The following is a 24,705-nucleotide window of genomic DNA, read 5'->3' on the forward strand; positions in this document are numbered from 1 at the left end:
GGACGAGTGACGGGGACGACGGGGCAGGGCGGGGTGGTGGTGTCCGTCGGTGCTCAGGCGGCCGAGGAGGATTCGGCCGCCGCGGTCGCCGCGGCCCTGCGGGCGAGCTCCCGCACGTAGTTGCCGTATCCGGAGTCGCCCAGGTCGCGGCCCAGGGCGTGGCACTGCTCGTGGTCGATGAACCCCATGCGCAGGGCGATCTCCTCGACGCAGGCGATCCGTTCGCCCTGGCGCTGTTCGAGCAGCTGGACGTACTGGCCGGCCTGGAGGAGGGAGTCGTGGGTGCCCATGTCCAGCCAGGCGAAGCCGCGGCCCAGCTCGGTGAGCCGGGCCCTCCCCTGCGCCAGGTACGCCTGGTTGACGTCGGTGATCTCCAGCTCGCCGCGGGCCGAGGGGGTCAGCCCGGCGGCGATCTCCACGACGTCGTTGTCGTACAGATAGAGGCCGGTGACGGCCAGGTTGGAGCGTGGCTTGACCGGCTTCTCCACGAGGGACAGGAGCCGGCCCTCCGCGTCGATCTCGCCGACTCCGTAGCGCTCCGGGTCGTTGACCGGGTAGCCGAACAGCTCGCAGCCGTCGAGCCGGGCCGCGGCCTGCGCGATCGTGGTGGAGAACCCGGCGCCGTGGAAGACGTTGTCGCCGAGGATCAGCGCCACCGGGCTGTCGCCGATGTGCTTCTCGCCGATCAGGAACGCCTCCGCGATGCCGCGCGGCTCGTCCTGCTGGGCGTAGCTGAGCTCGATGCCCAGGTGGGAGCCGTCGCCGAGGAGGGAGCGGAACATCTCCAGGTGGTTGCGGGAGGAGATGATCAGGATGTCGCGGATCCCGGCGCGCATCAGCACCGACAGCGGGTAGTAGATCATCGGCTTGTCGTAGACCGGGAGCAGCTGCTTGGAGACCGTGCCGGTCAGGGGGCGCAGTCGGGTCCCGCTGCCGCCGGCCAGGATGATCCCCTTCATCGGGCGGCGACCGCCCTGGCCGGTGACCGCCAGCAGCGGTGCCGGACCGGACCCTGGTCCCGTCTCGCGGCCCGGAATCCGCCCCTGAACCGCGTGCTGTACGTCAATCATGGCTGCTCTCCGTAGCGTGCGGACCGCCGCGACGGCGGTCTCGGTCTTCTGCGTGTCGACTGCGGTCGGGGACGGCGGGCCGGATGCCGGGCCCGGGTGACGGGTGACGGGCCCCGGGGGTCACGGCCGGGTGGTGAACTCGCGGATCGTGGAGATCACGTAGTCCAGCATCTCCTCGGTCAGCCCCGGGTAGACGCCGATCCAGAAGGTCTGATCGGTGATCAGATCGCTGTTGACCAGCGGCTCGGCGATCCGGTGCGGCCGCTCGGCGTAGGCGGGGTGCCGGGTGAGGTTCCCGGCGAAGAAGCGGCGGGTGTGGATCTGGCGGGACTCCAGGAAGTCCACCAGCGCCGCGCGGGAGTAGGAGGCGTCCGGGTCCACGGTGATCAGGAAGCCGAACCAGCTCGGGTCGCTGTCCGGGGTCGCCTCCGGCAGCAGCAGGCCGGGCAGCCCTTCGAGGCCCTCGCGCAGTTGGCGCCAGTTGCGGCGCCGGGCCGCGCCGAACTCCTCGATCCGCTGGAGCTGGCTCAGGCCCAGGGCGGCCTGGAGGTCCGTCGCCTTCAGGTTGTAACCCACGTGGGAGAAGATGTACTTGTGGTCGTAGCCGTGCGGCAGCTTCCCCATCTGCTGGTCGAAGCGCTTCATGCACCGGTTGTCCTCGCCCGGCTCGCACCAGCAGTCCCTCCCCCAGTCGCGGAAGGACTCCACGATCCGGGCCAGGGCCAGGTTGCTGGTCAGCACGCAGCCGCCCTCGCCCATGGCGATGTGGTGCGCCGGGTAGAAGCTCGTGGTCGAGAGGTCGCCGAAGGAGCCGGTGCGCCGGCCGCGGTAGGTGGAGTCCACGGCGTCGCAGTTGTCCTCCACGAGGAACAGCTCGTGCTCCTCGGCGAGTTGGGCCACCTCCTCCACCTGGAAGGGGTTGCCCAGGGAGTGGGCGATCATGATCGCCCGCGTCCGGGGGCCGATGGCCGCCGCGATCCGCTCGGGGGTGGTGTTGTACGTGCCCATCTCGACGTCCACGAACACGGGCACCAGGCCGTTGTGGAGGATCGGGCTGACGGTGGTGGGGAAGCCCGCGGCCACCGTGATGACCTCGTCGCCCGGCTTCAGGCGCCGCTCCTGCAGCTGGGGGGAGGTCAGGGAGCTGAGCGCCAGCAGGTTCGCGGAGGAGCCCGAGTTGGTCAGATGTGCCTTGCGGGTGCCGATGAACCGGGCGAAGTCCCGCTCGAAGCGGCGCGAGCTGGTGCCGGCCGCGATGCGCATGTCCAGGGCTGCCGAGACCAGGGCCAGCCGGTCGTCCGCGCTGAGCACGGCCCCGGAGACCTGGACCGGGGTGACACCGGGCTGGAAGGGGCCGGGGGTCTTCTCCTCGTGGTACTCACGGACGAGCTCCGCGATGCGTTCCTTGGCCTCGCCCATGGTCGTTCCCTTCAGATGGCGCACGGGTGACGGAATCCGAGCGTAGGGAGGGCGGGGTATCGCATTGCCTGAGTGCCGGTCGAGCCTGCGGGCCGGCCCGGAGGGGCCGGACGGAGGTCAGGGAGCGGGCGCGTTTCCGGCTCGCCTCTCGGTGTCAGGCGGCACTCTTCACGTGGCGGACCAGCCACGTCAGCAGAGCGTCCAGGTCGGCTGCGACCGCGAGGACCCGGTCGGCCGCCTCGGGGGTGTGCAGCCATGGCTCGCAGCCGAGGGGGCGGGCCGCCGTCAGGGAGCGGTGGCGCAGGAGATTCGTACGGGGATGGTCCGTGGGGTAGCCGCGTGGAGACCGCTTCATCACGTCACCGGAGATGTCGTAGCCCTTCCCCCGCAGGTCCTCGACGAGGGCGGACAGTTCGCGGCCGCTTCCCTCGGCGGCCACGGCCTTGCGGAACGCGTCCACCTGGCCGGGGTCGGGGTACCACCAGGCGCCCTGGATCCACAGGCCGTCCAGGGAGAAGCGCAGGTTGATCTCGATCTTGCGGCCGAGCCGGATCACCGCGCTCTGGTTCTGCCACCACCAGGAGCCCGTGCGGTAGTGCCAGACGGAGAAGTCCTCGTACCGGGGGTCGGCGTCCGCGACCTCGTTGAGCAGGGCGATCATCGGCTGCCGGACCAGACGCTCGCGGTCCGCGCGGCAACGTTCGCGGGTCGCGTGGGTCGGTTCGCCCTGGAGCTGCCACAACACGTCCATGGCCTGCTCGGGCCAGCCGGTGAACTGTGTGCGCATGGGCGGAGGATAGCCCGCCGTGTGCCGCCGTGTTCCGGGCCGGGAAGGTGAGCCCGGCAAGGGGGCGGCCCCGCACGCGCGCGCGGTGCGGGGCCGCCGGGCGCCTCTTCCCTGTCGTCGCCCTGGTGCCGACCGTAGGTGGCGGTCCGTCAGGCCGCATGTGCAGTGCCGCTGTTCGTGTGCGTCGGCGGCAGCGGTCGTCAGCTTTCGGGGCTGGCCATGCGGGCCAGGATGATGCCTCCGACGATGAGGGTCAGGGCCGCTGTGCGGGCGAGGGTGACCGGGTCGCGGTTGATGACGATGCCCAGGGCGATGGCGCCGACGGCTCCGATGCCGGTGAAGACGGCGTACGCGGTGCCTACCGGGATGGTGCGCATGGCGAGGGTGAGGAGGTAGACCGCGCCGGCGGCCAGGGCGAAGCAGATCAGGGTGGGGACGGGGCGGGTGAAGTTCTGAGTCGGTTTGATGCTCTGGGACCAGCCGATCTCGACCGCTCCGGCCAGGGCCAGGAAGATCCAGTTCATGTCGTCGTCCTTGTGGCGAGTTCGCGGCCGAGGTCGCGGGCGGTCTTGAGGGCTTCCGCGAGGGAGGCCTCGTGGCGGTCGCGCAGGTCGGCCAGGTGGGGGTCGATGACGGCGTTCGCCAGTTCGGCGTGCAGGAAGGTGACGTCGTCGATGGCGAAGTGGCCGGCGGCGAAGTCCTGCAGGTAGCGGGCCTGGTGGTCGAAGGCCGCCTTCGGGGCGCCGGGGAGGTAGGAGCCGCCGCGGGCGCTGGCCACGACGATCCTGCGGCCGGTGAGGGACATCCGGGGGAAGGTCACCTGGTCGATCCAGGCCTTCAGGGACGCGGGGACGCCGTAGTTGTACATCGGGGTGCCGATGAGGATGACGTCCGCCGCGACGAGCTCGTTCAGGAGGGGCTCGATCGTCTGCCAGGCGGTGGCCTGCTCGGGGGTGCGGGCGCCCTCGTGGAGGCGGTCGAGGGCGGTGATGCCGTCGGCGAGGAGGTTGTCGCAGATCTCGGTCCAGGCCTCGGTGAGGTGCGGGACCGGGTCGGCGGCGAGGTCGCGGTGGGTGACCGTGCCGTCGGCCTCGCGCCAGGCGTCGGCGAACGCGGCGCTGACCTCGCGGGAGAAGGAGCGGCGGCGGGCACTGGCGTCGAGGTGCAGCAGGTGCGGCTGGCGTGTCATGGCGGGTCCTCCGGGCGACAGACTTCGGCTTTAAGTGGACGAGGCGTCCGCTTCAGGGTTCAGACCATAGCGCCAAGTGGACGCAGCGTCCACTTCCTGGAGTAGGGTGGGTCCATGAGCGATCCGAGGATGCTGTTCGACGGAGGGGCGGACCGGTCCCCCGCACCGAAGGAGCGGGCGGACGCGGCGCGGAACCGGGCGCGGGTCCTGGCGGCTGCGGCCCGGCTGTTCGCCGAGCGCGGGCCGCAGGACGTCCGCATGGAGGACATCGCGCGCGCCGCCGGCGTGGGCAAGGGCACGCTCTACCGCCGCTATCCCGACATCGCCTCCATCGCGGTGGCACTGCTCGACGACCACGAGCGGGTGCTCCAGGAGAAACTGATGCGGGGCGAGCCGCCGCTGGGGCCCGGCGCACCGCCGGACGAGCGGCTGGCCGCGTTCTACGAGGCGATGGTCGAACTCCTCGACCAGCACATCCACTTGGTCCTCGGCACGGAGACCGGGCAGTCACGCTTCGCGACGGGGGCGTACGGGTTCTGGCGCGTGCATGTCGGGGCGCTGCTCGGCGAGGCCGGTGTCGAGGACCGGGAGGCGATGGTGGACCTGCTGCTCGCTCCCCTCGCACCGGACGTGTTCCAGTTCCAGCGGGACCGGATGGGGCTGGACGTCCAGCAGATCACCGCGGCACTGAAGGCACTGGGGCGCGGCGTCCTCGTCCCGCGCGGCTGAGCGTCCGCCGTCGGGTCCTGCCGGGTCCCGCTGCCGAGTACTACCGGGTCCTGCCGGGCACGGGCGGAAGCGGGAGCGGGCGGCACGGCTACTCGGGGCGCCGCAGGGGGATTCCGGCGCCGTTCACGCTCAGCGTCCGGTACAGGCGGTCGAGATAGGCGTGCAGGCGCTGGGGCATGTCCATGGCCTGCGGGGCGAGGACCCACTGGAGTTGCAGGCCGTCCATGACCGCAAGGAGTTGCTGCGCCTCGGACTCACAGTCGGTGCCGGGTCGCAGTTCGCCGCTGTCCACGCCGTGACGCAGGGACTGGGCGACGTCGGCGACGAGAGTGCGGTAGCGGCGCGTGAAGAAATCGTGCGCCGGATGGTCGGGGTCGCCCGCTTCGCCGGCGAGGGCGTTGAACAGGCGGGTGCGGGCGGGGCGTCGGCTGTTGAGCTCGGTGAGGGCGAGCAGCCCCTGGATCCAGTCGGCCACGCTCGCGTGGTCCTCGCCGAAGAACTGCTCGATGTCGCGTTCGTCGCTCGCTTCCAGCACCGAGACGAGGAGGGCTTCCTTGGTGCGGAAGTGGTGCAGCAGTCCGCCCTGGGTGATGCCGACGTCCTTGGCGATCCGCGCGAGTGAAGTCGCGTGGTAGCCCCACTGGGCGAAGTGTTCGACGGCGGCGTCCAGGATGCGGGCGCGCCGCTCGTCGCCCACGGCGTAGGTGCCACGCGCCGTTCCCTTGGCTGACCTGCGGCCCGACGGCCCGTCCTTGACGTCCATGGGCTCAGCCTAGTCAGCCCGTACGACCTCCCTTTCCCGCTTGTGACCTGGGTCACAAATCCAAAACCTAGTACCCACTCGGTTTTCGTGGTTCGCTGTGGCCGCGCCCCCGACGGGCAGCGTGCGGCCGCGGCCCGATCCCCCGCCTGCCCCACGGCACCCGTCGAGCCGCGGCCCCCATTCCTTCCTCCGCTCCCCCGCTCTTCCGCTTCCTCCTCGCCGACTGCCCGGCCCACGCGACGCGTGCTCACCCAGGAGTCCTGCCATGCCTTCTCACGCCACGGCCGACGGTGCCCGGCCGACCGCCTCCGCCGCGCCACCCGTCCCCGGGGACGGGCGCCGGCTCGGCCGGCTGCTGCCGATGCTCACGCTCGGGAACGCCGCCCTGTACCTGGTCTACCTGGGCGCCGGGCAGGTGCTGCTGCCCGTACAGATCGAGCTGATCGACCCGGCCGGAAAGGTCGGCGCGCTCGGCTGGGTGTCCGGTGTCTCGGCGGTGTTCGCCACCCTGTTCAACCCGCTCGCCGGGTTGTTCTCGGACCGCTCGCGGCGCCGCAACCCGTGGATCCTGGGCGGCGGACTCGCCTCCTTCGCGGCCCTCGCGCTGCTCGGCCAGGCCCGCACGATCCTGCTGGTCACCGTCGTGTGGTGTCTGGTGCAGGCCACGATGAACGTCTACCAGGCCGCACTCACCGCCGTCGTCCCCGACCGCGTGCCGGCCGAACGCCGGGGCCTGGCCTCCGCGATGGTCGGCATCGGCACACCGATCGGATCGGTCGTCGGCGTCCTGCTCGCCACGCACTACGTGCCGCACTCCCTCGGCCTCGGCTACCTGCTGATCGGCGCCGTCGTCGGCCTGAGCGCCGTACTGTTCACCGCGCTGGTCCGCGAGCAGAGGCTGCCGCCCGTCGAGGCCGTGCCGCTGCGCCGCCAACTCGCCGCGTTCGCCGGCACGTTGAAGGTCGCCGACTTCCGCTGGGCCTTCATCGGACGGTTTCTGATGATGCTCGGCTTCTTCGCCGTCTCGCTGTTCCAGTACTACATCCTGCAGGACCACATCGAGCTGCCCGACGGCATGAGCGCGGCCCGCGCCCAGGCCGTCCTCGCGCCCGTCGACGCCGTCGCCACCCTCGCCGCCACCGCGATCGGCGGCTGGCTCTCCGACCGGCTGGGGCGGCGCAAGCCGTTCGTCGCCCTGTCCTGCGTGCTGGCCGCCGTCACCATGGCCGTACCGGTCGTGATGCCCACCTGGACCGGCGTCCTGCTCTTCACCGCGCTCGCCGGGATCGCCTTCGGCTGCTTCATGGCCGTGGACACCGCGCTGGTCACCCTCGTCCTGCCGAACGCGGCCGACGCCGCCCGCGACCTCGGCGTACTGAACATCGCCAACGCCGGACCGCAGATCCTCGCGCCCTTCGTGGCGTCCCTCGTGGTCGGCGCCGCCGGCTACAACGCCCTGTACCTGGCCGGCGCCCTGATCATCCTCGCCGGGGCCCTGTCGGTCGCCCCGATCAAGAGTGTCCGCTGAGCCCCGCACCACCCTGGAGACCTGCCGTGACCACCGCCCCCGCCCGTCTCGACGGCCACCCCTACCAGGACCCGTCCCGCCCCGTCGCGGAGCGCGTCGACGACCTGCTGTCCCGGATGACCCTGGAGGAGAAGGCCGGACTGCTCTTCCACACCGTCATCCCGATGCACCCCGACGGACGCCCCGTCGAGGCGGAGGACGGCACCGACCGCGACTTCCCCGCCGACACCACCGGCCTGATCCGCGGTCAGGGACTGAACCACTTCAACCTCGTCGGCACCGCGGACCCGCGCCGGCTCGCGCAGTGGCACAACGCCGTGCAGGAGATCGCCGCGAGCACCCGGCTCGGCATCCCGGTCACCGTCTCCACCGACCCCCGGCACTCCTTCACCCTCAACGTCGGCGCCTCCCTGCCCGCAGGCGCCTTCTCCGCCTGGCCCGAGGCGATCGGCCTCGCCGCCGCCCGCGACCCCGAACTCGTCCACCGCTTCGCCGACATCGCCCGCCAGGAGTACCTCGCCGTCGGCCTGCGCGTGGCCCTGCACCCCCAGATCGACCTGGCCACCGAACCCCGCTGGGCCCGCCAGATGGGCACCTTCGGAGCCGACGCCGTCCTCACCGCCGAACTCGTCCGCGCCTACATCCGCGGCTTCCAGGGCGAGAAACTCGGCCCGGACAGCGTCGCCACCATGGTCAAGCACTTCCCCGGCGGCGGCCCGCAGAAGGACGGCGAGGACCCGCACTTCCCGCACGGCAAGGACCAGGTCTACCCCGGCGGCATGCGCGACCTGCACCTCGAACCGTTCCGCGCCGCCGTCGCCGCCGGCTGCGCGCAGATGATGCCCTACTACGGGCGTCCCCTCGGCGCCGGCTGGGAGGAGGTCGGCTTCGGCTTCAACCGCGACGTCGTCACCGGCCTGCTCCGCGACCGGCTGGGCTTCGGCGGCATCGTCTGCACCGACTGGGGGCTGCTGAGCGACGACGAGATCTTCGGCGAGCCGCACCAGGCCCGCGCCTGGGGCGTCGAACACCTCACCGTGGCCGAACGCGCCGCCAAGGCCCTGGACGCGGGCGTCGACCAGTTCGGCGGCGAGGAGTGCCCCGAGGTCGTCGTCGAGCTCGTGCGCGGCGGCCGCGTCGACGAACGGCGCGTCGACGACTCCGTACGGCGGCTGCTGCGCGAGAAGTTCGTGCTCGGGCTCTTCGACGAGCGGCGCTTCGTCGACCCGGACGCCGCCGAGGAGATCGTCGGCGCCGACGGGTTCCGCGCCGCCGGGGCCGCCGCCCAGCGCCGCTCGCTCACCGTCCTCGTCAACCGCGAGCGCCTCCTGCCCGTGGCCCGTACCAAGCTCCGCCTGTACACCGAGGGCCTGGACCTCGAGGCGGTCGCCGGTCACGGGCGGCCCGTCGGCACCCCGGCCGAGGCCGACCTCGCCGTCCTGCGCCTGTTCACCCCGTACGAGCACCGCCCCAACCGCTTCGAGTCGATGTTCCACTCCGGGCGCCTCGACTTCCCCGACGACGAACTCACCGCGATCCTGCGCGTGCTCGACACCGTCCCGACCGTCGTCCTCATCAACCTCGAACGGCCCGCCGTCATCCCGGAGATCGCCGAGCGCGCCGCCGCCGTGATCGCCGACTACGGCGCGAGCGACGACGCGCTGCTCGACGTCGTCTTCGGGCGCGCCCGTCCCGAGGGGCGGCTGCCCTTCGAACTGCCGCGCTCCATGGCGGCGGTCGAGGCCTCCCGCCCCGATGTTCCGCACGACACCGCCGACCCGGTCTTCCCGTACGGCGCGGGCCTGTCCCTGTGACCCCGTCCGCCGTCCTCCGTTCAGAAGGGACCACCGCATGAGACCCACCGCACGCCGCGCCCTCGCCGCCGCCACGTTCGCCGCTGTGCTGACCCTGCCCGGCCCGGCGTCGGCCACCACCACGCCCGAGCCCGCGCACGCCCGGCCGCTCGCCGGCCTGCGCGTGCTGCTCACCAACGACGACTCCATGCGGGCGGCCAAGGCCTCGCACTCCGACGGCCTCGGCCTCTACGAGCTGCGCCGCGCCCTGTGCGCGGCCGGCGCCGACGTCGTCGTGATGGCCCCCTGGCAGGTCCAGTCCGGCAAGGGCACAGCCGTGACCAACAGCGGCGCCCTCACCCTGAGCCGGCGCACCGGGCTTCCCGCCGGCTACGGGGACGACTGCGCCAGAACCCCGTCGGGCTCCCCCGTCTACGGGGTCTGCCTCGCGGCCGGCCCGTGCGGCCCGGGCAGTCCCAGCGCCACCCCCGTCGACACCGTGCGGCTCGCGCTGCGGGGCGCCCTCGCCGCGAAGGCCGGCTGGAGCGACGGCCCCGACCTCGTCGTCACCGGCATCAACTCGGGCCCCAACGTCAGCGCCCAGGTGAACGACTCCGGCACGGTCGGCGCCGCCCTGGCCGCCGTGGAGGAGGGCGTCCCGGCCGTCGCGTTCTCCACGACCGGAGACGACAGCGGCGTGAACTTCCCACGCGCCGACTACCGGGCCACCGCCGGCTACGCCGCCCGCCTCGTCGCCGGTCTGCGCGCCCACGACCTGCTGACCTCACGCTTCGCCCTCAAGGTCGACTACCCCGACGTCAGCGCGGGACAGTCCGCCAAGGCCGCCCGCTGGACCGGCGTCGGACACGGGCAGGAGGTCTGGCACACGTACGAACCCAGCGGCTCCGACACGTTCGACATCGGGTACGGCTTCTGCGAGTACCGCCCCGGGGACGCCTGCACCGAGACGGTCCCCGACGCCGACGCGACCGCCCTGCTGCGCGACGGCCACATCTCCGTCACCCCCGTCACCACCGACCGCACGTACGGCGTCCGCAGCACCGACCGCCACCGCCTCAACCGGGTCCGCACCTACGTCGAACACGACGGGCCGCGCCCGTGACACCCCTGGGAGCACACGACATGACCAGCGCAGACGCCCCGAACGGGCCGGTCGTCCCCACGCGCGGCGGACCGGTGCACGGCGAGCAGCGCGCCGACGGCAGCCTCCGCTTCCTCGGCATTCCCTACGCCGCTCCCCCGGTCGGCGCGCTGCGGTTCGCCGCACCCGTGCCGCCCGAACCGTGGACGCGGCCCCTGGACGCCACCGCATACGGGCCGACCGCGCAGCGCAGGCCGTTCGCCGAGATCACCACGATCCCGGAGCCGACCGTCCCGGGCGAAGCCGTCCTCAACCTCAACGTCTTCACCCCCGGCCTCCCCGCCCCCGGCCTCACTCCGGCCGCCGCGCTGCCGGTCCTCGTCTGGATCCACGGCGGCGGCTTCGTAGCCGGGTCCTCGGCCAGCCCCTGGTACGACGGCGCGGCGTTCAACCGGGACGGCGTCGTCGTCGTGTCCGTCGGCTACCGGCTCGGGATCGAGGGCTTCCTGCACCTGGCCGACGCGCCCGCCAACCGGGGCGTACGGGACTGGATCGCCGCGCTGGAGTGGGTCCGGGACAACATCGCGGCGTTCGGCGGGGACCCGGCGAAGGTCACCGTGGCCGGTCAGTCGGCCGGTGGCGGGGCCGTGCAGACGCTGCTCGCCACGCCTGCCGCCCGAGGCCTCTTCCGCGCGGGGATCTCCGCATCGGGCGCCGTCATGGACCCGCAGGACCGCGCGGCCGCGGAGTCCGTCGCGCGCCGGTTCACGGAGCGCACGGGCGTACCCGCCACCGCGGCGGCCCTGCGGGACGTCAGCGACGCCCAGTTGCTCGCGTTCCAGGACGCGCTCGACGCGCCCGGCCCCGACGGCGACGGTGAGCTGCCCGGGCTGAACCTCGCGCCGTTCGCGGACGGCGACCTCGTCCCCGAACCCGTCCCGGCCGCGCTCACCGACGCGGCGGTGCCGCTGCTGCTCGGCTTCACCGAGCACGAGTTCGCCGCGCCGGGAGAGGACGGAGCGGCTGCGCCGGAGGGTGAACTGCGGTTCGTGCTGGGCGCGTTGGGGCTGGACGAGGGGCGGACAGCACGCTTCCTCGCCGAGCGCGCCGGAGCCGGCGTCGGCGGGGCCGTGACGGACCGGCTGTTCCGCGCTCCGGCGCTGGCGGCCGCCGAGGAGCGGGCGTCGCGGGGGCGTCCGACCTGGCTGTACCAGTTCGAGTGGTCCGGCACCGCGGCCGGCCGGGAGGGCCAGGCCTACCACTGCACGGACCTGCCGTTCGCCTTCGACCTCCTCGGTGCCGAGGGCGTCGAGGCCGCCCTCGGCCCCCGCCCGCCGCAGGCTCTGGCCGACCGGATGCACCGCGCCTGGGTGGCGTTCGTCCGTGACCTGTCGCCGGGGGCGGACTGGCCTTCGTACGACGACGACCGTGCCGTCATGCGCTGGGGGACCGAGCCTCGCGTGGAACGCGATCCGCTGAGGGTCGTACGGGAGATCTGGGGCGGCTGAGCAGCGTTCAGGTCCAGGAGGCGGAAGGGCCGTTGGCAGGTCCGGGAGAGGGGCGATGTCAGTGCCGCTTGGCATGATCAACGTATGAGCGAATCGACATCGGTGACGCATCTGCTCGACCCCGACAACGCGTGGAGCGTGCGCGTGCGGGACCGTCTGGTCAGCCTGCCGCCGGACCTGACCGAGCTGGTCCGTCACCTGGGCACCGCCTCCGAGTTCTGGAACTGGCGGTACAAGGTCGACACGCCGTGGAAGCGCCGCACCAGGCAGCTGCTCAAGGCGGACGGCGCCGAGGATCTGGTGCGGTACGCCGTCCGGGAGTTGGCCGCCAAGCGGTCCTTCCACGGGGCCGCCGAGGAGAACACCGTGATCCGGGAGCTGGGGCAGAGCCGGGCCGACTCCCCCGCCCGCGGCCTGGCGATCGGTTTCGCCCTCGCCGCAGGATGGATCCGGCAGGACCCGGGGCCGCTGGCCGCCGACCTGGCGCTGCTGGCCCGTAAGAACGTGCAGGCCATGGAGGTCTACCACAAGGTGGACGACGACCTCGCCGGCGCCGCGTTCGCCTCGCTCGGTGAGCTGCCCGGTCCGGCGGTGCTGGACGAACTCTGGGACCTGCACTACTGGGTGCCGTCCGCCCGGCACCCCCACAAGGTCCTGGCGAAGTCGGTGAAGAAGTCCGCCGCCCGTCTCGGCGTCCCGCCGCACGAGGTCGCCGAACGCACCGTTCCCCGGCACGGCCTGGAGAAGGACGGGACACTGACGCTCGGCTGGATCGGCCGCGGCGCCCTGTGGTGGAACCTGGCACTGGACGCCGTGATCAGCGTGCACGCGAGCGGCCAGGTCACCGTCGACTGGATCGACAAGGACGGCACGGCCACGCGCACCACGCACCCGTTCCGGTCGCCGACCGGCTACAAGTCCCGTACCTGGTCCGACGACGTCGACGGCGTACGGCGCCAGGCCAAGCGCATCGAGACCACCCTCGCCGAGGAGCGGACCCGGCTGCGCGCGCTGGCCGGCGAGGGGCGTACATGGTGCGCGGACGACTGGCGGCGCTTCTACCGGGACCACCCGGTCACGGGGGTGGTCACACGGTCCTTGAACTGGGAGTACGAGGTATCGGACGGCGGCGGCTTCCGTCCCCTCGATCCGGGCGCCGGCACCGACGCCGCGACGCTTCCGTCCACGGCGCGGGTGCGGCTGCGGGCGGAGGATTCCTGCCAGGACTCGTGAGAGGGGTCAGGAGAGGGCGCGCGGGCGTGTTCGGTCCGGCTACCGGGGGGCCGGGCCGGCGCCCGGCTTGGCGCTGACGGGCAGGCCGTAGGAGGCCGCCAGGCGGTCGAGCGCCTCGCTGAGCGCGGTCCGCTGGGACGCGGTGAGGCCGGCGGCCAGCTCCTCGTCGAGGGCGCGCGCCTTGGCCGTGCAGTCGGCCAGGAGGCGGTGTCCCTTGCGGGTGAGGCTCAGGATCTGACGACGGCGGTCGGCCGGGTCGCGCAGGCGCTCGATCGCGCCCATGGCCTCGAGATGGTCCGCGAGCGACACGACGAGGCTGGGCGCCACCCGCATCAGCTTGGCGATCTCAAGCTGTGACGAGGCCAGCCCCTTGTCGAGCACACCCAACAGGCCGACGTGCTTGGGCTTCACGTCATGGATGGCCAGGGCCTCCGCGTACTGATCGGCGATCAGCGCGCCCAGCGCGCCGAGCCGGAAGCTGAGGGTGTCCGTCCACGTGGCTTCGTCCATGAGGGGCATGCTACCGTCCTCGAACCATTCAGGCTCTGAATGATTTGAGGTGAGACCCGTGATTGATCCTCGCACCGTGCAGATCGTCTTCGCCGATCTGCAGGACAGCATCGTGGCCCTGAGCAGCACGAACAGCCCCGAGACCATCAGGCGCTCGGCGGGGGTGCTCGGCGCGCTCGCGCAGCGGCTCGACATCCCGTTCACCGTGTCGGTCGCCCCCAGGCCCGACGGGCCCGACGTCATCGCCGAACTCCCGGAGGCCGCCCCGTTCGTGCGCGGTGGACCGTGCTGCTGGGACGACCCCACTTGGCGCGCGGCGATCGCCGCCGAGGACCGCAAGACGCTGGTCATCTGTGGCGTCACCTCGGAGATCGTGGTCCTGCACACCGCGCTCGACGCCCTGGCGGACGGTTACGAGGTCATCGTCCTCGTCGACGCGAGCGGCGGGATGTCGGAGCGTACGGAGAGAGCGGCGCTGGCCCAGATCCAGGCGGCCGGCGGCACCGTGACATCGGTGGCGAGTTTCGTGACGAGCATGGTGCGTGACTTCACGACGCCCGCCGGACGTGATGTCATCGTCGCGCTGCACGGACTGATGACGTAGCCGGTCGGCGTCGGCCGGGCTTCCATGAGCGGGGATGCCGCGGCTCCGGCCCGCTCCCCCGCTGCCCTTGCCATGCCTCTGCTCCGAAAGGGGTTCCGTGAAGCTCGCACCTCATCTGCACCGCCTCGGGAACGACATCGTGGCGTGCTATCTCGTCGACACCGACGACGGCATCACGCTCATCGACGCCGGGCTGCCCGGTCACTGGCGGGATCTGCGCCGCGAACTGCGCTCCCTGGGCAAGTCCTTCGACGACATCCGCGGACTCGTCCTCACGCACGGGGACACCGACCACATCGGGTTCGCCGAGCGGCTTCGAAAGACTCACGGAGTACCGGTGTTCGTGCACGCTGCCGACGCCGTCCGCACCCGGGAGGGAGAGAAGTTCAAGGGCGCCATCGGGCCCCGGCGCCTCGGCCCGACGCTCAAGTTCCTCGGCTACAGCCTTGTCCGCAAGAACGGCCTGCGGCCGCGCTACGTCGGCGATGTCACCGAGTTCGGTGACGGTGACGTACTGGACCTGCCCGGGAGCCCGGTGATCGTGGGCATGCCGGGGCATTCTCCGGGGAGCGTCGCGGTGCACGTTCCGCTCGCCGACGCGGTCTTCGTCGGGGACGCCCTGACCACGCGGCACGTCCTCACCGGACGCGCGGGCCCCCAGCCGGCGCCCTTCACCGACGACCCCGACCTCGCGCTGTCCTCGCTCGACCGGATCTCCGGCCTGCCGGCGTCCTGGGTGCTACCCGGCCACGGCGCGCCCTGGCGCATCTCTCCGGCCCAGGTGGGCGATGCGGTGCGGTCGGCATCGGGGCCGGGCACGGGCGGGTCCCGGGATTGAGTCCGGCATCAACTGCTCCTGTTTCAGGGGGAGGAGGGGGCTGAGAGAGGAGGGGGCTGAGAGGGCTGAGGGAGGAAGGCCGGCTTTGAAGACTTCAGACGGGCTGCGCGGCTGATCCGGCGACCGTCGTCGTCTTGGCGGACTGGTGGGCCTTGCCGGTCTCGCGGAGCATCAGCACGGCGACGAGCGTGATGAACGCCGAGGTCAGGCCGTGGATGCCGAGCGCGGCGGCGACGGTGCCATGGTGGGCCAGGACGTTGATCATGTCGCCGAACGGGGCGACGGCCTCCATCAGCAGGACCCAGCCCAGGGCGCGGCGGTGGCCCGTCAGCAGCAGGATGCCGATGACCAGGCCCATCGAGAACTCGCGGATTCCCTTCATGGTGAGGAAGCCGCCACCGTCTCCGGAGGGCCAGGTCGGCAGGCCGACGCCCGGGGTGGACGCCGCCGGAGCCAGGATGAAGGACAGTCCGAGGTAGAGGACGAACAGGACGCAGACGGTGGCCAGGACGGTGTTCACGGTCTTCAGTGACATGGGGCTTCTCCTTCTGTGGGTGGGTTGGTCAGCGAGTGGTCAGTGAGTGGGTGGGCTTGGGTGCGGGTGCGGGTGCGGGTGCCGTGGCTGCGGTTGCCGTGTCAGGCCTCGATCTGCTCGAAGATGTGCGGGTACGACACGATGTCGTCGGGGAACTCGGCCGCCATGCGCTGGAACTCCGGGTTGCCGATCGCCCTGGCCAGCGCCTCGGTGGACTCCCAGACCGCGACGTTCATCAGCAGCTCGCTGCCCGCCGTCCCCCGGTGCATCTGCAGGGAGACGAATCCCGGCTGGGCCTTCATGAACTCGGCCTGCCTCTGGAAGAGGGCCATGAACGACTCCGTCTGCTCCTTCGGAACCAGGAAGGTGTTGGCCAGGACGACGGGCCCGGTCTTCTCCTGGAACTGCGCGAACATCGGCGTGCGCGGGTCGAGACTTTGCAGCTTGGCCATTTTCTGAACTCCCTGTTGGTATCGGTCTGTTGATCGGCAGGTCGTGCAGTGGTGCTGGTTCAGACGAGGGCGGTGACGAGGAGGGTGAAGGCGGCGACGATGACGGCGACGCGGGCGTAGTGGTAGCGGTCCCAGCGGTTCATCTGCTCCTTCCAGTCCGCGGGGCGGGTCTCGGGGGTCCACTTCTTGCCCTGGTTGTTGATCGGGACGAGGAGGAGGATCGACATGATCACGCTGACGATCAGGAGGGCGGCGCCGGCGGCCACCAGGCCGGTGCCCTCGTGGTGCCGTCCCGCGACGGCCCAGATCGCGCAGAGGACGACGGAGCCGATGTACCAGAAGGGCATCAGGGCGCCGAGCATGCGGCCGCCGTGGGAGCGGGCCATCTGGTCGCTGTCGTCGGGAAGGGCGTCGAAGATGCGGTTCATGACGAAGGCGACGGAGAACTCCACCCCGACCATCAGACCGACGGCCACGACGGTGACGACCTCGAGTACGGCGAGCATGTTGACCTCTCCAATTTTCTAGCGCTGCTAGCTGATGAGGCAACGCTAGACCTAATGTCGCTCGGTTGTCTAGCGCTGCTAGAAAGTTGTCGAGGGGGCGTAATTGCTTCGACAGCACCCTTCAACTCCCGGCAGAGTGGCCGCCCGTGACGAGCAGTGAGCTGTGGACCCGCGCGACCGCCGAGCGCTACGACACCGAGGAGGCCGAGTCGTCCTCGGCTGCCGCCCTCGCACCGACCCTCGCCTTCCTCGCCGAGCTCGCCCGGGAAGGCCGGGCCCTGGAGTTCGCCATCGGAACCGGACGCGTGGGCGTCCCCCTCCGCGAACGCGGGGTGCGGGTGGCGGGCATCGAACTGTCCGAGCACATGGCGGCGGTGCTGCGGCGCAAGGTCGACGAGGACACGCTGCCGCTGACCATCGGAGACATGGCCACCACCGTCGTCCCCGGCGAGTTCGCCCTGGTCTACCTCGTCTACAACACCATCTCGAACCTGCTCACACAGGACGAGCAGGTCGAGTGCTTCCGCAACGCCGCACGCCATCTGCGGCCCGGCGGCCGCTTCGTCATCGAACTGGGCGTGCCGCCACTGCGATCCCTGCCGCCTGGCCAGGTCGCGGTGCCGTTCGACGTCTCCGAGCGTCATCTCGGCTTCGACACCTTCGACCTGGTCGAGCAGATGCTCGTCTCGCACCACTTCACCCGCGACGACGACGGCCAGTACCGCCGCGACAACTCCCGCCATCGCTACGCCTGGCCGGCCGAGCTCGACCTGATGGCACGGATCGCCGGTCTCGAGCTGGAACGCCGCGTCGCGGACTGGGACGGGTCCGCGTTCACCCAGGACTCCGCGAAGCACATCTCCGTGTGGCGCAAGCCGGCCTGAGGCCGCGCCCACTCCCCCACTCCCCCAGCTCCCGTTTTCACTGAATACTTGAACTATCAATGACTTCTGTGAGAGCCATCGAGAGCGCGGAACCAGAACCCGGAATCACGGCCCGCCGGCCCTTCTCCCAGGTGAAACCGCCTCCGCAGCGGGCTGCGTTCACCGTCCTTCTCTCGGCACCACTCCCCCAGCCGGGCCCTCTGCCCGCCCAGCCGCCGCCACCAGGACGCTCCGGTAACGGCCGCGCTGATCATCACCAGCCGTGAACGGCTCGACGGGGCCTACGGGGTCGGTCATCGGCTCGGCACGAGCTCGCCACCATCGGTGGATGCGATGCGTCCGGGTGGGCACGGCCGAGCCCTAGGGAAGCCGCGCGCGCACCGCGCCCCCATGGAACTGCCCTTCCGAAGCCGCCCGTCGAGCCCGCGTCGCGGAGCGGGTGCGAACCCGGCTCCTCCGCGCCTGAGGGCCTTACGCGTGAGCCATGGCCTGGGGGCGGTCGCTGATCTCGGGTTTCCGGCGCGGCGGCTGACTTGCCCTGTTGGCCCGGCCCACGACATTGCCGTTCTGTGCAGCAAGATCGCGCCGGTCCCTTCAGCCAGGCACGGTGATGCCGCCGCAGGGTGCGGTCCTGGGGTGGCTGGAGGCGCCGGCGAAGGCGAGGCTTCGGGCCCGCATGGCTGAGGCGTGAGGCCAAGGAGATCGTCGCAGGGTGGCCCGGTCGAGGATCAGATGGCCATGCCGAGCGGCTGGCCATCTGAGGAACTCGCTCTTGAGATGTGACCCGCTCGGCAACTGCGCCATCATGTGCCAGTCGTCTCGTCTCCGGCCGCACAGAACTGTCGGACGACAGCCAGCGAGACGCCACCTGGCAGACGACTATCCACCCATCGCAGAGGTCTTCGCGACCGTGCCGGACAACCGGTGGACTTCCGGCACGCGGTCGGGCATCGTGCCGCTGCCCCGGAGTTCAGAGTGGAGGGCTCGCCTCGAGCCGTAGTCGCGAGTGTCCTCGGCCAGGGGCCGGCCTGGACTGATCGACTCCTCCGGATCAGCCCGAGCTGAGCGCGCCTTCGACCTAGGACAGCTGGCCTTCCGAAGTGAATCGGCCCAGGTCAAGCAACCTAACCCTGCCACCACTCCCCCACCCTTCAGCACCCGACCCAGAGCGAACGGCCTGAGCAGAAGGACCGAAGGGCGGCGTCCCATCCGACTCGACCCATCGCCATGGGATGCGGGGCTGGGTGGCGCAGAAGCATGCAGAGGTTTCATCACCCGGCATCAGGACATGGGTCCCACCTCTGCACTTCTCTTCACAGGGCCGCACCCAACGATCAGGTCCTGGCACCCACCAAGACTGCATGCCGGATGCTTCATGACCTCCGAGCAGATCACGGATCGCCGCCCAGCCCCTCGTGCACTCGTGTCTGATGTCCACCCAGCTGATGCGTCTTCCACATCTCGCTCGCCCGGGCTTCTGGCGCGCGGCCATGCTCAGCTCTACTCGCCGGAACTAACCGTGCCCGGCTGACCATTGGGCACCACGAATCCCCCTTCCAGCCCAGGCGCATTTCGAAGGCTGCAATCACCATCGTCCACCCTTGACTCGTGAAGGTACTGGCCAGGCTAGCCGTTCCTGCCTATACTCATCGCGCACGTTCTAGAGCAGGAATACCGCCTCTGACCTGGGAAAACAAACATCACTGCAAACATTGACGCAAGCTTGCGCGCAAGCATGTTGCTGGGCGTGAATGAACGCCTCTGTCACTGCTGCGAGTCACGCATGTCTCGTTGTGGTGATGCACGTCAGAGTCGAGGCGCTACACGTCGTGTGTCAGTCAGTTGCCACACGCGCTTTACTGCACGCGTTTCAAACTGCCTTCGTCTAAGCAGTAGAACCAGTCAAGTTGCAAGCGTGCATGCAGGTGGATGCGCCAGTGCGTCTATCAGCTCGCCCGTCGACCGGAATGCGTGCGCGCCGAGCAACCAGACCAGCTACCCGTTCGACACTTTGACCGCCGGTACGTCAACGCATCGGATGCCGCATCAACGCACCGGTCAGCCTCCGCGTTGGTATGCAGGCCTGCCCCGCTGTCGACGTGGACGTCAGACTCCTAGCGAACCCGGCAGCTTCTTGGCGGGCAGCCCCACCAATCAGTTCCACTGCATGCCGGAACGCACGCTTGAATGCCAAGAGTCTTGTCAGTACGTGGGCTTGCCTCCCAGTCAGGTGCACTGCTCGCTTCCTCGTGAGGCACGCCGTGCGGGTGCTAGCGAGTCGAGAAACTGGCCCGCTGACAGGTCAGCAGGCCGGTTTCCCCATAGGCGAGCCAGCCGGTCTGTCCGTACATCCGCGCATCAGCAAGTGGAATCGCTTGCCTGTTGGTGCACCGGCCTGTTCGGCTACAGGCGCCACCGTGGCACCGCCCGCTGGACTGGCAGCGTGATGCCTGGCATGCCAGTGGGCAAGGCAGCTGGCTTGGTGGCGCACAAGGGCGCAGGCCAGAAGGTCAGCCCGTTGCGGAGTTGGACCGCGAGCCCGGCTGCTGGTTGGTCACCTCGCTCGCGTGGTGGCCGGCCGTCACGTCAGGCGATGGGATCGCGGGGCGGTTTGCGTGCCGGTGGGGGAGTGGGCCTGCTCGGCTGATTGCGTGCCTGTTTGCCGACTGATGGGGTGGCGGGCAAGTTGCGGTGTCGGGTGACGCGCTGATGGGCCGCCAGGCAGGGGACTGGGCGGTGACGCCTGTGGCTCGGCTTGATCTCTCGTTGGCTGATGCGCGTGTTGCCGTATGCGGGCGAAGATCGTCCTGATAATGTGTGCAGCGCTTTGCGTCGCAACTTCACTGGAGGTGAACGGAACTGTGGGAGCGTCTGATGTGCTCACTGTTGGGTTCGTCGCTGGTGGGGAGGCATGGGGATCTGCTTGTGAGCTTGGTTGGCTCCAGGTGGAGACTCCTGCGGGGCAGCACACTTGAGCACCAACCGAGAACCCTTCGCCGACCTGCCGGAACGGGGTCGCGGAGGGGTCTGCCGGGCCTCGGAGAGGGCGTTCGTGGGGTACTCGGCACCAGGGTCGGCCTCTTTGGAGCGCAGGATCGTTCTGAGAGAACTTCCGGCCGGGCAAAGCCCCTCAAAAAGGGGCATATCCGACCCGTTTCCCAGCGTCCCTCACCCGTCTTCGGGCCTGAACCAGACTGAGAGGATCCATGTCCAGTCCCTTCGCGGCACCTGACAGCCGACTGAACCTGCCCCAGATCCCGTGGGGCTCGCTGTCGCACATCTTCATGTTCGGCAACGGCAAGGGCGGCGTGGGCAAGTCGTCCGTGTCGGCCAACGCGGCCGGCAAGGCGGCGCGCAGCGGTCTGCGTACGCTCATCATCGACTGCAACGCGCAGGGCAACATCGCGCGCGAGCTCGGCTACAAGCGGGCCGAGTGGAACGACGGGGGAGCGGGTCTCCTGGAGTCGCTGCGCACCGGCACGGCGCTCCGGCCGCAGCGCAACGTCCGCGAGAACCTGGACGTCGTGATGGGCGGCCCGGCCCTCGGTGACGAGTTCGGCATCTTCTTCCACACGCTGCTCGCGAAGGAAGGGCCGCACGCGTACCTGCGGCTGCTGATGTGCCTGCTGCCGATCGCGCACGAGTACCAGATCATCATTCTCGACACCCCGCCCGAGAACCCGTCGCTGCAGCGGCTCGCGCTGTCGACGGCACGCTGGCTGGTGATCCCGGTCAAGAGCGACGGGGGAGCGGAGGACGGTCTGGCGCAGATCGGCCTGGAGTTCTCTTACGTGCGGTTCGTCAGTCAGCTCAATCCGCACCTGGAGCTCCTGGGCGTGCTGCTGTTCGACACGGGCCGCAACTACACCGGCATCCACGCCGACGTACGCCAGCAGGTGCAGAAGGTCCTCGGCGAAGAGGCCCACATGTTCAAGCACCTCATCGGGCACACGGAGTCGGTGGCCCGGCTCGTGCGCAAACGAGGTCTGCTCGTGCAGGAGTTGGCCGACCGGCGCCGGGAGGGTGACCGCTCGGTCCCGGAGACCGTCGAGGGTCTGGTCGCCGACTATGAAGGATTCACCGAAGAGATGTTCGCTCGGGCACTCGAGCTGAGGAAGGACGCAGCCGCATGACCCCGCCCAAGGGCAAGAAGCGCGTGGACGAGGACGTGGAAGAGCGGAGTATGTCCGACGAGGGCGTCGGCAATCTGTTCAGCGGAGGCGGTGGCAGCGGCGGCGGTGGTTCGTCCAGCGCTCTCGCCGGCTGGGCCACTCCGGCACCCGCGCAGGCGCAGCCGGTCGCTCCGGTGACCCCGATGCCCACGCCCGTGGCCGCCGCGCCGACGGTCATCCCGCAGCCGGCCCGTGAGGTCGTCCAGGAGCCCGAGCCGGAGCCGCTGGACGACGCGGACACGGCGAAGCCCGTCGGCTTCTACGTGTCGCAGAACGTGGCCGCGCGCTTCCGCAAGTACCGCAAGGCGAACGACGTCACGCACACCCAGATCGTGCTGATGGCCGTCGAGGCCGCGGCGGAGAAGGGGCTCGCGCAGGTCGTCGAGGACGCCCGGCGGACGCCGAAGTTCCAGTCCAAGCTGTTCGCGGTCACGGTCAAGCCGGACGACACGGATCTGCGCGGCCTGGGCCCCGTACAGCTGCAGTACAAGCCGACCCGGACGCAGCGCGGGATCATCGACGGCCTGGTGCGGGAGTCCGGTCTGCCGGACCACACCAAGTTCCTCGCGATCGTCCTGGACCAGTACCTGCCGGGGCGCAGGGACGTCTGAGCCGGGCGGGGGAGTGGGGGAGTGGTGGCCCGCGGCCGCCGCTCCCCGATGCCGTAGAGACGCCGCTGAGTCGCCGTCGAATCTGTCGTCGAGCTCCGTCGAGTCGGCCGTTGATCCGAATCCGCGGGGGCCGCCCGTAGCATGTGGGCCAGCCGTCCCCGCCCGTTTCCACGAAAGGCCCGCTCATGCCGGACAGGAACCTCGAGTTCGGCAAGTACGGCGCCCAGGGCATCAAGGGGCACGAGGCCGTGGCGCGGCAGCTGGACCGGCTCGCCGGGTTCATCGCGACGCCCGTCACGGCCCGTCGTGGCCTCATGGCGCGCCTGCACTACCTGACCCGTACCCCGCACGCCCGGGCCGCCGCGCGGGACGCAGGGCTGACCGTCACGGACCGCACGCTGAAGGCGTGGCTCGACGGCAAGCGGCAGCCGACGCGGCAGAACCTGGAGCGGATCGACGCCGCGTACCTCACGGTGCGCCGGGCGAACGTCTCCCGGCACCTGCTGGCCCGTCTGAACCGTCAGGGCCGGGGCACACGCGTGGAGTTCCATCCGCTGAACCAGTCGCAGGTGCCGCGCCCGCGCCAGCGCGTCATCGACTACCGCACCCTGAACGTGCGCCGCTGGGACCGGATCGTGGAGGCCTGGGCGGCCGGTGACGAGGGTGCGCTGGACGAGGCGTGGGTGAACGACGTCGTCGTCGATCTGGGCTCTCAGTGGGGCGAGTACGAGTACGTGACCGCGATCGGGTTCGCCGCCTAGCCCCTGCCCCTGCCCAGATGGGCTACGAGCGGGCGTACAGGCGGATGCGGTAGCGCAGGCCGGTCGTCGAGGTCTGCCAGTCGCCGTCCTCGGTGATCTTCCACTCCGGGCCCGGTACGGGGGCGTGGGTGTCGCCGTCGACGGTCGTGTCGACCTCGGTGACGGACAGCCGCGTGGCGTGCGGCAGGGCTGCGCGGTAGATCTCGCCGCCTCCCATGACCCATGCGGGGCCGTTCGCGAGGGCGAGGGCCTCGGGGACGGAGGCGGTGCGCTCAGCGCCTTCTGCGGCCCACTGAGGGTCTCTGGTGAGCACGATGTTGCGGCGGCCCGGGAGGGGGCGGAAGCGGACGGGCAGCGAGTCCCAGGTCCGGCGGCCCATGATCACGGGCTGTCCGAGGGTGGTGGCCTTGAAGTGGGCCAGGTCCTCGGGGAGGTGCCAGGGGATCCCGTTGTCCGCGCCGATCACGCCGGCGGGCGTCTGGGCCCAGATGAGGCCGACGCCCTGCACGCCGCTCGCGCTGCCCGCACCGTTCGTGGCGCTCATACGGCGACCTGGGCCTTGATGCCGGGGTGGTGCTGGTAGCCGAGCACCTCGACGTCGGAGTAGGCGTAGTCGAAGATCGAGTCCGCCTTGTGCAGCTTCAGCTCAGGGAACGCGTACGGGGTGCGGGACAGCTGCTTGGTGACCTGCTCGACGTGGTTGTCGTAGATGTGGCAGTCGCCGCCGGTCCAGATGAAGTCGCCGGGCTCGAGGCCCGTCTGCTGGGCCACCATGTGCGTGAGCAGGGCGTAGCTGGCGATGTTGAACGGGACGCCGAGGAACAGGTCCGCGCTGCGCTGGTACAGCTGGCAGGAGAGCTTGCCGTCGGCGACGTAGAACTGGAAGAAGGCGTGGCACGGGGCGAGCGCCATCTTGTCGAGCTCCGCCACGTTCCAGGCCGACACGATCATGCGGCGGGAGTCCGGGTCGTTGCTCAGCGTGTCGAGGACCTGGCTGATCTGGTCGATGTGCCGGCCGTCGGGGGTGGGCCAGGAGCGCCACTGGACGCCGTAGACGGGGCCGAGCTCGCCGCTCTCGTCGGCCCACTCGTCCCAGATGCTGACGCCGTTCTCCTGGAGCCAGCCGACGTTCGAGTCGCCGCGCAGGAACCACAGCAGCTCGTACACGATCGACTTGAGGTGCACCTTCTTGGTGGTGACCAGGGGGAATCCCTGCGAGAGGTCGTAGCGCAGTTGGTGCCCGAAGACACTCCGGGTACCGGTGCCCGTCCGGTCGGCCTTGGCCGTCCCCGACGTGAGCACGTGCTTCAACAGGTCTTCGTACTGAGTGTCCACCACGGTCGAAAGCCTAGTCGCCCGTGAGCCGTGATCTGTCCAGCCGCCTGCCGGGGGCGGGGGAGTGGGGGACCCGGAGGGCCGGGAGAGCGGGGGAGTGGGGGAGTGGGGCAGCGACTGAAGCGACCGAAGCGACTCTGAGGTCAGAACCACAAAAGCAAGCGCAGCAGGAGCGGCGGCCGGGGGCGGCGTAGTGGTCGGGTGCTAGCTGTTTTTCACTAGCGGTTCTTCGGTCGCTGCCTTCGGTCGCTGTTCCGGGTCCTTCAGTCGCTGCCCTTGAGTCGCTGTTCAGTCGCTGCGGAGCTTCAGTCGCTGCCCTCCGAGGGCGTTTTCGGGAACAGCGACTGAAGAACAGCGACTGAGCGACTCTTCGGTC

General features: G+C 70.5%; 24 protein-coding genes. 12 read left to right on the plus strand and 12 right to left on the minus strand.

Annotated elements, in window-relative coordinates; translation table 11 throughout:
* Nucleotides 1-53: 53 nt before the first annotated feature.
* From rfbA to IAG42_RS36090, 5 genes are all read right to left on the minus strand, one after another.
* Nucleotides 54-959 carry a glucose-1-phosphate thymidylyltransferase RfbA gene (rfbA, locus tag IAG42_RS36070; protein WP_188342028.1) on the minus strand — a complete coding sequence of 302 codons (906 nt, stop codon included), beginning with the start codon at nt 957-959 and terminating at the stop codon, nt 54-56.
* Between the two features lie 231 nt (nt 960-1,190).
* Nucleotides 1,191-2,489, minus strand: a complete 1,299-nt coding sequence (gene rfbH / locus IAG42_RS36075; protein ID WP_188341838.1) for a lipopolysaccharide biosynthesis protein RfbH — start codon at nt 2,487-2,489, stop codon at nt 1,191-1,193.
* A 154-nt stretch (nt 2,490-2,643) separates the two neighbouring features.
* Nucleotides 2,644-3,276, minus strand: a complete 633-nt coding sequence (locus IAG42_RS36080) for a DUF2461 family protein (RefSeq protein ID WP_223206478.1) — start codon at nt 3,274-3,276, stop codon at nt 2,644-2,646.
* A 200-nt stretch (nt 3,277-3,476) separates the two neighbouring features.
* Nucleotides 3,477-3,800, minus strand: coding sequence for a DMT family transporter (locus IAG42_RS36085; protein ID WP_188341839.1), 324 nt, complete (start codon nt 3,798-3,800; stop codon nt 3,477-3,479).
* Nucleotides 3,797-4,465, minus strand: coding sequence for an FMN-dependent NADH-azoreductase (locus tag IAG42_RS36090; protein WP_188341840.1), 669 nt, complete (start codon nt 4,463-4,465; stop codon nt 3,797-3,799). The genes IAG42_RS36085 and IAG42_RS36090 overlap by 4 nt, the downstream gene beginning before the upstream one ends.
* Nucleotides 4,466-4,579: 114 nt before the next feature.
* Here IAG42_RS36090 and IAG42_RS36095 point away from each other — a divergent pair, with 114 nt between their 5' ends.
* Nucleotides 4,580-5,194: a TetR/AcrR family transcriptional regulator gene (locus IAG42_RS36095; protein WP_223206479.1), complete on the plus strand. Its 615-nt coding sequence runs from the start codon at nt 4,580-4,582 to the stop codon at nt 5,192-5,194.
* A gap of 88 nt (nt 5,195-5,282) precedes the next feature.
* Here IAG42_RS36095 and IAG42_RS36100 read toward each other — a convergent pair whose 3' ends face one another.
* Nucleotides 5,283-5,957: a TetR/AcrR family transcriptional regulator gene (locus IAG42_RS36100; RefSeq protein WP_188341841.1), complete on the minus strand. Its 675-nt coding sequence runs from the start codon at nt 5,955-5,957 to the stop codon at nt 5,283-5,285.
* Nucleotides 5,958-6,222: 265 nt separating this feature from the next.
* Here IAG42_RS36100 and IAG42_RS36105 point away from each other — a divergent pair, with 265 nt between their 5' ends.
* The 5 genes from IAG42_RS36105 to IAG42_RS36125 all read left to right on the plus strand — a co-directional run bounded on the left by IAG42_RS36105 (nt 6,223) and on the right by IAG42_RS36125 (nt 13,121).
* On the plus strand, nt 6,223-7,485 hold the full coding sequence (locus IAG42_RS36105; RefSeq protein ID WP_188341842.1) for an MFS transporter: 1,263 nt from the start codon (nt 6,223-6,225) through the stop codon (nt 7,483-7,485).
* Nucleotides 7,486-7,601: 116 nt separating this feature from the next.
* The gene (locus IAG42_RS36110) at nt 7,602-9,299 is read left to right on the plus strand and encodes a glycoside hydrolase family 3 protein (protein ID WP_188342031.1); all 1,698 of its coding nucleotides are present in this window, start codon (nt 7,602-7,604) and stop codon (nt 9,297-9,299) included.
* A gap of 37 nt (nt 9,300-9,336) precedes the next feature.
* Nucleotides 9,337-10,401, plus strand: a complete 1,065-nt coding sequence (surE, locus tag IAG42_RS36115) for a 5'/3'-nucleotidase SurE (protein WP_188341843.1) — start codon at nt 9,337-9,339, stop codon at nt 10,399-10,401.
* 20 nt (nt 10,402-10,421) lie between these two features.
* Entirely contained in the window at nt 10,422-11,888 is a 1,467-nt protein-coding gene (locus IAG42_RS36120; protein ID WP_188341844.1) for a carboxylesterase/lipase family protein, read from the plus strand.
* An 84-nt stretch (nt 11,889-11,972) separates the two neighbouring features.
* On the plus strand, nt 11,973-13,121 hold the full coding sequence (locus IAG42_RS36125; protein ID WP_188341845.1) for a DUF4132 domain-containing protein: 1,149 nt from the start codon (nt 11,973-11,975) through the stop codon (nt 13,119-13,121).
* A gap of 39 nt (nt 13,122-13,160) precedes the next feature.
* Here the strand turns inward: IAG42_RS36125 and IAG42_RS36130 are convergent, their stop codons facing one another.
* Entirely contained in the window at nt 13,161-13,631 is a 471-nt protein-coding gene (locus IAG42_RS36130; RefSeq protein ID WP_223206481.1) for a MarR family winged helix-turn-helix transcriptional regulator, read from the minus strand.
* 58 nt (nt 13,632-13,689) lie between these two features.
* Here IAG42_RS36130 and IAG42_RS36135 point away from each other — a divergent pair, with 58 nt between their 5' ends.
* On the plus strand, nt 13,690-14,235 hold the full coding sequence (locus tag IAG42_RS36135) for an isochorismatase family protein (protein ID WP_223206482.1): 546 nt from the start codon (nt 13,690-13,692) through the stop codon (nt 14,233-14,235).
* 97 nt (nt 14,236-14,332) lie between these two features.
* Nucleotides 14,333-15,073, plus strand: coding sequence for an MBL fold metallo-hydrolase (locus IAG42_RS36140; RefSeq protein ID WP_188341847.1), 741 nt, complete (start codon nt 14,333-14,335; stop codon nt 15,071-15,073).
* Between the two features lie 94 nt (nt 15,074-15,167).
* Here IAG42_RS36140 and IAG42_RS36145 read toward each other — a convergent pair whose 3' ends face one another.
* The 3 genes from IAG42_RS36145 to IAG42_RS36155 form a co-directional block, all read right to left on the minus strand.
* On the minus strand, nt 15,168-15,608 hold the full coding sequence (locus IAG42_RS36145; protein WP_188341848.1) for a DUF4267 domain-containing protein: 441 nt from the start codon (nt 15,606-15,608) through the stop codon (nt 15,168-15,170).
* A 101-nt stretch (nt 15,609-15,709) separates the two neighbouring features.
* A complete protein-coding gene (locus IAG42_RS36150; protein ID WP_188341849.1) occupies nt 15,710-16,060 on the minus strand; it encodes an antibiotic biosynthesis monooxygenase family protein in 351 nt (116 codons plus the stop codon).
* 59 nt (nt 16,061-16,119) lie between these two features.
* A complete protein-coding gene (locus tag IAG42_RS36155; RefSeq protein WP_188341850.1) occupies nt 16,120-16,566 on the minus strand; it encodes a DUF1772 domain-containing protein in 447 nt (148 codons plus the stop codon).
* A 146-nt stretch (nt 16,567-16,712) separates the two neighbouring features.
* On the opposite strand from IAG42_RS36155, the gene IAG42_RS36160 reads away from it, so the two are divergent.
* The 4 genes from IAG42_RS36160 to IAG42_RS36175 all read left to right on the plus strand — a co-directional run bounded on the left by IAG42_RS36160 (nt 16,713) and on the right by IAG42_RS36175 (nt 22,994).
* Nucleotides 16,713-17,450 (plus strand): class I SAM-dependent DNA methyltransferase, encoded by a 738-nt coding sequence (locus tag IAG42_RS36160; RefSeq protein ID WP_188341851.1) that lies wholly within the window; start codon nt 16,713-16,715, stop codon nt 17,448-17,450.
* A gap of 3,206 nt (nt 17,451-20,656) precedes the next feature.
* Nucleotides 20,657-21,583 carry a ParA family protein gene (locus tag IAG42_RS36165; RefSeq protein ID WP_188341852.1) on the plus strand — a complete coding sequence of 309 codons (927 nt, stop codon included), beginning with the start codon at nt 20,657-20,659 and terminating at the stop codon, nt 21,581-21,583.
* Nucleotides 21,580-22,233 carry a hypothetical protein gene (locus IAG42_RS36170; RefSeq protein ID WP_188341853.1) on the plus strand — a complete coding sequence of 218 codons (654 nt, stop codon included), beginning with the start codon at nt 21,580-21,582 and terminating at the stop codon, nt 22,231-22,233. Before IAG42_RS36165 ends, IAG42_RS36170 begins: the two co-directional genes overlap by 4 nt.
* Before the next feature lie 185 nt (nt 22,234-22,418).
* Nucleotides 22,419-22,994, plus strand: a complete 576-nt coding sequence (locus IAG42_RS36175; protein ID WP_188341854.1) for a transcriptional regulator — start codon at nt 22,419-22,421, stop codon at nt 22,992-22,994.
* 22 nt (nt 22,995-23,016) lie between these two features.
* Here IAG42_RS36175 and IAG42_RS36180 read toward each other — a convergent pair whose 3' ends face one another.
* Together IAG42_RS36180 and IAG42_RS36185 are read right to left on the minus strand one after the other, a co-directional pair.
* Complete coding sequence (locus IAG42_RS36180; protein WP_188341855.1) at nt 23,017-23,538, minus strand: dihydrofolate reductase; 522 nt, start codon at nt 23,536-23,538, stop codon at nt 23,017-23,019.
* Entirely contained in the window at nt 23,535-24,332 is a 798-nt protein-coding gene (locus IAG42_RS36185; protein ID WP_188341856.1) for a thymidylate synthase, read from the minus strand. The genes IAG42_RS36180 and IAG42_RS36185 overlap by 4 nt, the downstream gene beginning before the upstream one ends.
* Between the last annotated feature and the right edge of the window lie 373 nt (nt 24,333-24,705).

The organism is Streptomyces xanthii (assembly GCF_014621695.1).
In the GTDB taxonomy this organism is placed as follows: domain Bacteria; phylum Actinomycetota; class Actinomycetes; order Streptomycetales; family Streptomycetaceae; genus Streptomyces; species Streptomyces xanthii.